General features: G+C 42.3%; 8 protein-coding genes. 3 read left to right on the top strand and 5 right to left on the bottom strand.

Annotated elements, in window-relative coordinates; genetic code table 11:
• Positions 1-22 precede the first annotated feature (22 nt).
• Both nadC and DWX23_RS23690 read right to left on the bottom strand, forming a co-directional pair.
• The gene (nadC, locus tag DWX23_RS23685) at positions 23-862 is read right to left on the bottom strand and encodes a carboxylating nicotinate-nucleotide diphosphorylase (RefSeq protein ID WP_122376318.1); all 840 of its coding nucleotides are present in this window, start codon (positions 860-862) and stop codon (positions 23-25) included.
• Between the two features lie 3 nt (positions 863-865).
• Positions 866-1,237 carry a DUF4783 domain-containing protein gene (locus DWX23_RS23690; RefSeq protein WP_122376319.1) on the bottom strand — a complete coding sequence of 124 codons (372 nt, stop codon included), beginning with the start codon at positions 1,235-1,237 and terminating at the stop codon, positions 866-868.
• Between the two features lie 89 nt (positions 1,238-1,326).
• Here DWX23_RS23690 and rlmH point away from each other — a divergent pair, with 89 nt between their 5' ends.
• Positions 1,327-1,800, top strand: coding sequence for a 23S rRNA (pseudouridine(1915)-N(3))-methyltransferase RlmH (rlmH, locus tag DWX23_RS23695; RefSeq protein ID WP_122376320.1), 474 nt, complete (start codon positions 1,327-1,329; stop codon positions 1,798-1,800).
• Positions 1,801-1,886: 86 nt separating this feature from the next.
• On the opposite strand, the gene aroC is transcribed toward rlmH, so the two are convergent.
• Together aroC and DWX23_RS23705 are read right to left on the bottom strand one after the other, a co-directional pair.
• Entirely contained in the window at positions 1,887-2,957 is a 1,071-nt protein-coding gene (aroC, locus tag DWX23_RS23700) for a chorismate synthase (protein WP_122353414.1), read from the bottom strand.
• Positions 2,958-3,065: 108 nt separating this feature from the next.
• Positions 3,066-3,644 carry a peptidylprolyl isomerase gene (locus tag DWX23_RS23705; RefSeq protein WP_122376321.1) on the bottom strand — a complete coding sequence of 193 codons (579 nt, stop codon included), beginning with the start codon at positions 3,642-3,644 and terminating at the stop codon, positions 3,066-3,068.
• 321 nt (positions 3,645-3,965) lie between these two features.
• Between DWX23_RS23705 and DWX23_RS23710 the strand changes: the two genes are divergently transcribed.
• Complete coding sequence (locus DWX23_RS23710; protein WP_233587760.1) at positions 3,966-5,714, top strand: LTA synthase family protein; 1,749 nt, start codon at positions 3,966-3,968, stop codon at positions 5,712-5,714.
• 164 nt (positions 5,715-5,878) lie between these two features.
• Here the strand turns inward: DWX23_RS23710 and DWX23_RS23715 are convergent, their stop codons facing one another.
• Positions 5,879-7,054, bottom strand: a complete 1,176-nt coding sequence (locus tag DWX23_RS23715; RefSeq protein WP_122376323.1) for a MalY/PatB family protein — start codon at positions 7,052-7,054, stop codon at positions 5,879-5,881.
• A gap of 123 nt (positions 7,055-7,177) precedes the next feature.
• Here DWX23_RS23715 and DWX23_RS23720 point away from each other — a divergent pair, with 123 nt between their 5' ends.
• Positions 7,178-7,735, top strand: coding sequence for an RNA polymerase sigma-70 factor (locus DWX23_RS23720; RefSeq protein WP_122353418.1), 558 nt, complete (start codon positions 7,178-7,180; stop codon positions 7,733-7,735).
• Positions 7,736-7,909: the final 174 nt, after the last annotated feature.

Consider the following 7,909-nt stretch of genomic DNA (forward strand, 5'->3'; position numbering starts at 1 on the left):
CTATCCGCCTTATAAATATCTCTTAGCAAGCCTTCAAACTCATATCGAGACTCTTGACCGAATGGGTCAGTGCCCCGACTGAAATAAAGTCTACACCACATTCTGCATAGTCGCGCAGTGTATCGAATGTGATACCGCCTGATGATTCGGTTTCGAAGCGTCCGCCGATCATTTCGACAGCTTTCTTTGTATCTTCGATATTGAAGTTATCCAGCATGATGCGGTCGATACCTCCCACGTTCATGGCTTGTTGCAACTCGTCGAAGTTACGTACTTCAATTTCAATTTTCAGGTTCTTGCCTTTTTCTTTCAGGTAGTTCTGTGCACGGGTAATGGCCTGTTCGATGCCACCGGCAAAGTCCACATGATTGTCTTTCAGCAGGATCATATCGAATAGTCCGATACGGTGATTTATACCGCCGCCGATCTTAACGGCATCTTTCTCCATCATACGCATACCTGGAGTCGTCTTACGGGTATCCAATACGCGGGTTTTAGTGCCTTCCAGCGCTTTTACATATTTGCGGGTAGTCGTTGCGATACCGCTCATGCGCTGCATAACGTTCAGCATCAGGCGTTCTGTTTGCAACAGAGACTGTACTTTTCCTTCTACAGTAAAGGCGATGTCACCTTTTTTTACTTCGGCACCATCATTGATAAAGATTGTCATTTTCAGTTCCGGGTCGAAGTCGTGGAAGATACGCTTAGCCATTTCTACGCCGGCCAGTACACCATCTTCTTTAATGATAAGCTGGCTTTTTCCCATAGCAGTATCGGGAATGCAGCATAAAGTCGTATGATCACCGTCGCCTATATCTTCGGCAAACGCTAATTTAATTAAGTCATCAATTAATTGATCCATTTGTTATTCTATTCTGATTGATTGTATAATCGCTTTGTCGCCGTCGGCACGGTAAGTAATGTTTACACGATATTCACCCGAAGCGGTCGGAAGTTTGCCGACAAAGAATCCGGCATCTTTTTTATCTGCATGGTGTACCACCGAGAATCCGGTCGGTTTGTTGTTCCCGAAGAAAGTAGACAGCATTTTGACGGCTTCGCTTCCGCTGCACTTTTTAGATGAACCGGGGAGAGCCATATCTACTTCCTGATCCATAGCTCCGGTCAGTGTAGTGGCATTTCCACTTTTGAAGGCGTTCGATATAGGGTTAATATCGGTTGCCATGACGCTCAAAAATGAGAATACCAATGCCAATGTAAGTAATAATCGTTTCATAAGCTATCTCCTCTTTTTGTGAGTATTATCGCACAAAGGTATGTATTTTTCCTGTAAATTAGCGCCTTCAACACTTAAAATGTAAATAAATGAAAATTGCGCTGGTCGTAATAGGTAAGACCGATGCCGGTTATTTTGTAGAGGCAATCAATGAGTATAAGAATCGTTTGGTTCATTATATCCCTTTTGAACTGGAAGTTATTCCTGATATAAAGAACGTAAAAAATATGTCTGAGACCCAACAGAAGGAGAAAGAGGGAGAGTTGATATTGAAAACATTACAATCCGGGGATTATCTGGTTCTGCTGGATGAGAAAGGGAAGGAGTTTACTTCCATGCAATTTTCTACTTATATAGAAAAGAAAATGCATACGGTGCCGAAGCGGTTGGTGTTCGTTGTGGGAGGGCCTTATGGCTTTAGTGAGGCTGTTTATAAGGCCGCTTCGGAAAAGATTTCATTGAGTAAGATGACTTTCTCGCATCAAATGATCCGCCTGATCTTTATCGAACAGATTTATCGGGCGATGACTATTCTGAATAATGAACCCTATCATCATGAATAGTTGACAGTTGACAAGTGACAGTTGACAGTTTGGGGTTCGATTGCGAAGCTTATCTGTCAACTGTCACTTGTCAACTGTCAACTGTTTTACTCTCTGGTTTTTTGGAGCAGCAAATAATCCAGTATGGTCATCGCTGCCATCGATTCGACAATCGGTACGGCACGCGGAAGAACGCATGGGTCATGGCGTCCGCGGGCTTTCAGGACGGTTTCTTCTCCATCCATATTGACAGTTTCCTGTTCCATCAGTATCGTTGCAACCGATTTGAAGGCAACACGGAAATAAATATCCTGTCCGTTGGAGATTCCTCCCTGGATACCTCCCGAATGATTGGTGTGGGTATTGATATGGCCGTTATCATTGAAGAAACGGTCATTACGTTCGGAACCGCGATATAATGCGGCTTCGAAGCCGTCGCCATACTCAAAACCTTTGACGGCGTTGATCGTCAGCATCGCATGTCCGAGTGCCGCATGTAACTTATGGAAGACCGGTTCTCCGAGTCCGACAGGCGTCCCTTTTATTACACAGGTGATCACTCCGCCGATCGTGTCCCCTTTTGATTTGACTTCTGCGATAAGCTTTTCCATTTCGGCCGCTTTATCCGGGTCCGGACATCTTACATCACTTTCTTCTGTCAGGTTCAGATCGTAATTTTTATAAGATCCTTCCAGTTTGATAGGACCGACCTGCGAAGTATAAGCCTGAATATGAATTCCTTTTTGACGTAAAGCCAGTTTGGCAATAGCTCCGGCAACACACCGGGCGATAGTTTCACGAGCAGATGAACGGCCGCCGCCACGAGGATCGCGAATGCCATATTTTGTCTGATAAGTATAATCGGCATGCGAAGGACGGTAGACCGTCTTCATATTATCATAATCGGATGAATGCTGGTTTTTGTTCCAGATGATAAAACCGATCGGTGTACCGGTTGTTTTTCCTTCATAGATCCCTGAAAGAAATTGAACTTCGTCATCCTCTTTACGTGGCGTCGTAATCCTTGACTGACCCGGTTTACGACGATTTAATTCTTGCTGTATGAAAGCTGTGTCCAATTCGATACCAGCCGGGCATCCGTCTATAACACCTCCGATTCCCGGGCCATGTGATTCTCCGAAGGAAGTTAGCCTATATATGTTTCCGAATGTATTCATATCTTATAAATGAAATAGGGGATTAAGAATAATATGGCTTAAAAACAGAATGAGGAATGCAGAATCTCTTTCATTCTTCATTCCTCATTCTGCTTTTTTATTTTATAATTAGTGGCAGCTGCCGCATCCGCAACCACCTTCGTGATCGTGATCTCCGCAATCGCTTCCGCAGTCGTCGCATCCGCAACCACATCCACCGGCGGGAGCTGATAATGCTGCGATTTCTTCAGCTGTCGGTTCGTGAACATCGATCACTTCACCGCTGAAGTGCAGAGTTTCGCCAGCCAACGGATGGTTGAAGTCCATCACAACAACATCGTCTTTCACTTCCAGAACAGAACCGTTCAGACGGTTACCGTTTGAATCCATCATAGGAACGGTGTTACCTTCTTTGATAACCTCTGAGTCGAATTTTCCTTCTACTTCAAAGATGTTTTTCGGCAGATCCAATACATGATCTTCCACATATTCTCCGTATGCGTCAGCCGGAGCGATAGAGAAGTCGAACTTGTTGCCTACTTCCAGGCCTTTCAAAGCATCTTCGAAAGCCGGGAGCATAGCACCTGTTCCGAAAATGAATTTCAAAGGAGTTTCAGGCACTGCTCTTTCCATCAACTCACGCTCTTCACCTTCTCCTACGTTCAGGTCGTATGTAACCGCAACGAACTTATTTGCTGTAATTTTCATTTTTAAATGTATTTGTAATAAATAAAACGAGGACAAATTTACGTATAATTTCCGACTTATCAGGTTATTCTTTTAAAAATAAAGATATGTAATGTTTTCAGGCAGAATATAGTTATCTTTGTCGGCTGAATAAATAAAAGATTTTGTACTTATTCTATTGTTACAGTATTTGTCGATAGGTTAATAAAGTCGTGTTTGCTAATGTGGTTTTCTAAAGGGATAAATTTTTTCTTTCCGAACGGAACGGAGAGCAGAAAATTGATAGGTCTGTTTTTTGTTTTTTTGTTTTTGAAATTTATGTGGTTTAATTTGCTTTGGTGCATGTTATCCACATTTACGCCATTCTCAAAGGTTGAAACTTATCTGGATACTATTCTGGTTTCCTTGTTTTTATTATTGCCTCTGGTTTGTTTTCGTGCCGTAAAGACAACATGGGTTATATTTTTCATACTCGATGGTTTGTTTATTTCAAACCTGATGTATTTTCGTACCTATTTTACAGCAATACCATTGGATAGCTATCTTTTGGTCGGTAATTTATCTGATTTTGCCAGTAGTGTATTGGACTCCTGGAGAATGGTGGATTTGTTTTTCCCTTTATCTACAGTTGCAGCAGGAGTTTTGTGGTGGCGTAATTTCTATCGGAAGCCGGAGAATAAAACGGTTGAACAACCTAAGAGGGGGCGGACTTTTGTTCGTTATATTGCTTTGGTCTGTTTGATAGCTTTGGTTCCTGCCATTCGTCTCTGGAGTCAGAACGGGTTCAAGGTTGCCTATGAAAGATTGCAAGATGCTTATTTGCACACCTGTAATATACCGATGTACACGATATTCGGTTCTCTTTATTATGATTATACCTGCGACCATATAGTCTATACGGAGGAGATAAAAGACCGCATCGATTCCTGGCTAGCCAGGAAAACGGATTTACAATCCGTTTTCCCTCAAGTATATAGTAAAGATAACTGTATTATTATCCTGGCCGAATCGTTGGAAAGCTGGGTCTTGGAGAAAACGGTCGAAGGGCAGGAGATCACTCCGAATCTGAATAAAATACTAAGGGATTCCTTGGTTATTTATGCACCTCATGTTTTATCGCAGGTAAAGGGAGGGCGTTCTATCGATGCCCAGTTGTTAATGGGTACGGGGCTTTTGCCTATTCAATCAGGCCCTTACAGTATTAAATTTCCGGAGTCATATTATCCTTCTGTCGTTAAGGCATTTAAAGGGAAACATAAGAATGCCAAAGCATACAGCCTGACTATCGATAAACCGATGGTGTGGAATCAATGTATAATAGCTCCGGTTTTAGGTTTTGACAGTCTGGTTTCGAAAACCTGTTTTATACAAGAAGAACCGGTCGGTTCACGTAAGCAGGTTGGCGACCGTGCTTTTCTGCGCCAGTGCCTGGAAAAAATGAAGAATAATGAAGTTTGGGATGATTCCGGAAATACATTTTTACAATGCATTACTTATTCCGGGCACAATCCTTTTATTTTACCGGATTCTTTGAAGAGAGTTTCTTTTTCGCCGGACATTCCCGAGGTTCTGAATAATTATATGACCATGGCCAATTATACGGACCGGGCAATCGGGGAATTTATATCCAGGATTAAAGCGGATAAGCGTTTTGATAATACATTGGTCATGATCATGGGTGACCATGAGGCTTTGGGTACTGTGAGAAAAGAATTATGCAATGATCCGGTGGGAAAGAATATCGTATCGGATAAAGCATTTGTTCCGCTTATAATTTTGAATGCACCCTTTAATATGTATTATGGCAAAGTAATGGGACAGGTGGATGTGTATCCGACATTGCTTGATCTATTGGGGCTGAATGATTATTGGTGGAAAGGATTGGGAGAAAGTATCTTTAATCCGCAGAAGCCTGATTTTGACGTGGATCCTCAGTTGAATATCGTGGGAGATACTGCCGGTGTTCCGGAAGAGACGATCCGTATGCTTAAAAAATCCTGGGAGATTTCAGACTTGATCATCCGCTATGATTATCTGGGGCATAAGCTGAATATAAAAGAAGAACCGGCAAAAGTAGTAGGCATGAAATAATAAAAATGAGACTGTCAAAAAAAACTATTACCGAACGCAGAATACGCAGACGCTCGCAGACTTTTTATTTTCTTTAAAACAATATATTATCTGCGTTTATTGCGCTCTGTCTGCGTCATCTGCGTTCTTTAATATTGAGTTTTGACACATTCTCAATAGTTACTTTATTTCTTGTCGATCGCTTTCTTAAGAGCATTCAGCGCTTTGTCCAGCACGGAACGCGGACAACCCACATTCAGACGCATATAACCTTCACCGCCCGGGCCGAACATACTTCCGTCGTTTAACAGAATACCCGCTTTATCCAGGAATAGATGGACAAGGTCTTCCTGGCTCAGTTTCAGGTCGCGGCAATCCAGCCAGACAAGAAATGAAGCTTGCGGAGGATATACTTTTATTTTCGGTAGTTTGGTTTTGAAGAATTCATCTACGAAACGGACGTTCTCCATCACATACATGCGCATTTGCTGTAGCCATTCGGCACCATAAGTATAAGCCGCTTCGGTTGCCGTATAAGCAAAGATCGTTCCGTCATCTAATTCTCCGGCTTCCAGAAACTCATAAAATTCCTTCCTGATCTTTTCATTGGGAACAATAGAGTAAGACGTTACGATTCCTGCGATATTGAAAGTCTTGCTTGGAGCCATAAAGGTAATACTGCAATTAGCTGCAGTATCCGAAACAGTGGCAAAAGGATGATGTGTGAATTGCGGATAAGCCATTTCTGCATGTATCTCGTCCGAAATGACCAATATGTTATGTTTGGCACAAATATCCGCCAGTTTAACCAATGTGTCTTTTTTCCAAACGATACCGCCCGGATTGTGAGGGTTGCAGAGGATCAGAATTTTACATTGTTCATCGATCACTGATTCCAGTTGTTCGAAATCCATTTCATAAACGCCGTTCACCAGTTTGAGCGGATTATTGACCACCTCGCGTTTCATACTTTCCGGTACGATGCGGAAAGGGTGATATACAGGAGGTTGAATAATCACTTTATCGCCGGGTTTGGTAAAGCATTGGATAACAAAACCGATCCCTTTAACGATCCCCGGAATATAGCTAAGCCATTCCCGTTTGATCTTCCATTTTTGTTTATAGTCTACCCATTCGATAATACTGTTATAGTAAGAATCTGAGCCGAAGGTGTAACCGAATATCTCATGTTCGCAACGTTTCCTGATTGCGTTGACAATGAAGTCCGGGGTACGAAAATCCATATCGGCAACCCAGAGAGGAGTAAGATCCCCGTTGCCGTACCGCTCTTTTAGCGCATCGTATTTGACGCAATTGGTGCCGCGGCGTTCAATTACTTCATCAAAGTTGTATTGCTTCATTTTTATATTAGTTCAGTCAGTTTTTAGTTTTCAGGTCGATTGATCGGGTCAAAGATACAAATTATTTTATCTGATTCTTTTTATTTTGATTTTTCTGATATTTTTCGCTACTTCGCATTAGTTATGGAATTACCCGAGGAGAGACATATTTTAGAGGAGATCGCTGCAGGAGACGTAAAAGCTTTCGAACGGCTTTTTATTTGTCACCAACCTCGGTTGGTGAACTTCCTTGTCGGCCTGACGCACGACAAGGAAATCAGTCGTGACATCGCTCAGGATTTGTTTCTTTCGTTATGGAAAGACCGTGAAAAATTGAAGGAAGTACATTCCTTTTCCTCTTATCTTTTCCAGATGGCTCGTTTTACTGTGTACGATTATTTCGACCGTCTTGCCGTTTCAGAGAAGTATACGAATGAATTTTTGTTGGAAGCTTCCATCTCGCAATCGGACGAGGAAGCCATATTTGCACGCGAACTGCAAAACCTTATCAACCGGACTGTCGAACAAATGTCTCCGCAACGAAAGCTGATTTATAAGATGAGCCGTGAGCAGGGTCTGTCGAATGATGAGATCGCCACCCGTTTGGGTATTAGTAAACGTACAGTCGAAAACCATTTGACTGCCGCCCTGTCCATTCTTCGCAAGGTTCTTTATCTTTTTTTGCTTACTTGTTTGGGCTGAACACTGCCGTTTTCCAAAAGTGTTTCATTGTAATGAAACAAGTGTTCCACCCTGTAGAAACAACTGTTTCATTACTATGAAACACATTCAACGATAGCACCCGTTCGTTCCGGAATGTAGTTTAACGATTTTAGTTGACTACTTTCTGCCTAATCAATAAAAAGGGTTGACTCG

It is taken from the genome of Parabacteroides sp. AF18-52 (assembly GCF_003479145.1).
In the GTDB taxonomy this organism is placed as follows: Bacteria; Bacteroidota; Bacteroidia; order Bacteroidales; family Tannerellaceae; genus Parabacteroides; species Parabacteroides faecis.

Bases quoted from the DNA above. Each gene is read 5' to 3' on its own strand.
- nadC (WP_122376318.1), bottom strand. From the start codon at position 862: ATGGATCAATTAATTGATGACTTAATTAAATTAGCGTTTGCCGAAGAT.
- DWX23_RS23690 (WP_122376319.1), bottom strand. From the start codon at position 1,237: ATGAAACGATTATTACTTACATTGGCATTGGTATTCTCATTTTTGAGC.
- rlmH (WP_122376320.1), top strand. From the start codon at position 1,327: ATGAAAATTGCGCTGGTCGTAATAGGTAAGACCGATGCCGGTTATTTT.
- aroC (WP_122353414.1), bottom strand. From the start codon at position 2,957: ATGAATACATTCGGAAACATATATAGGCTAACTTCCTTCGGAGAATCA.
- DWX23_RS23705 (WP_122376321.1), bottom strand. From the start codon at position 3,644: ATGAAAATTACAGCAAATAAGTTCGTTGCGGTTACATACGACCTGAAC.
- DWX23_RS23710 (WP_233587760.1), top strand. From the start codon at position 3,966: ATGTTATCCACATTTACGCCATTCTCAAAGGTTGAAACTTATCTGGAT.
- DWX23_RS23715 (WP_122376323.1), bottom strand. From the start codon at position 7,054: ATGAAGCAATACAACTTTGATGAAGTAATTGAACGCCGCGGCACCAAT.
- DWX23_RS23720 (WP_122353418.1), top strand. From the start codon at position 7,178: ATGGAATTACCCGAGGAGAGACATATTTTAGAGGAGATCGCTGCAGGA.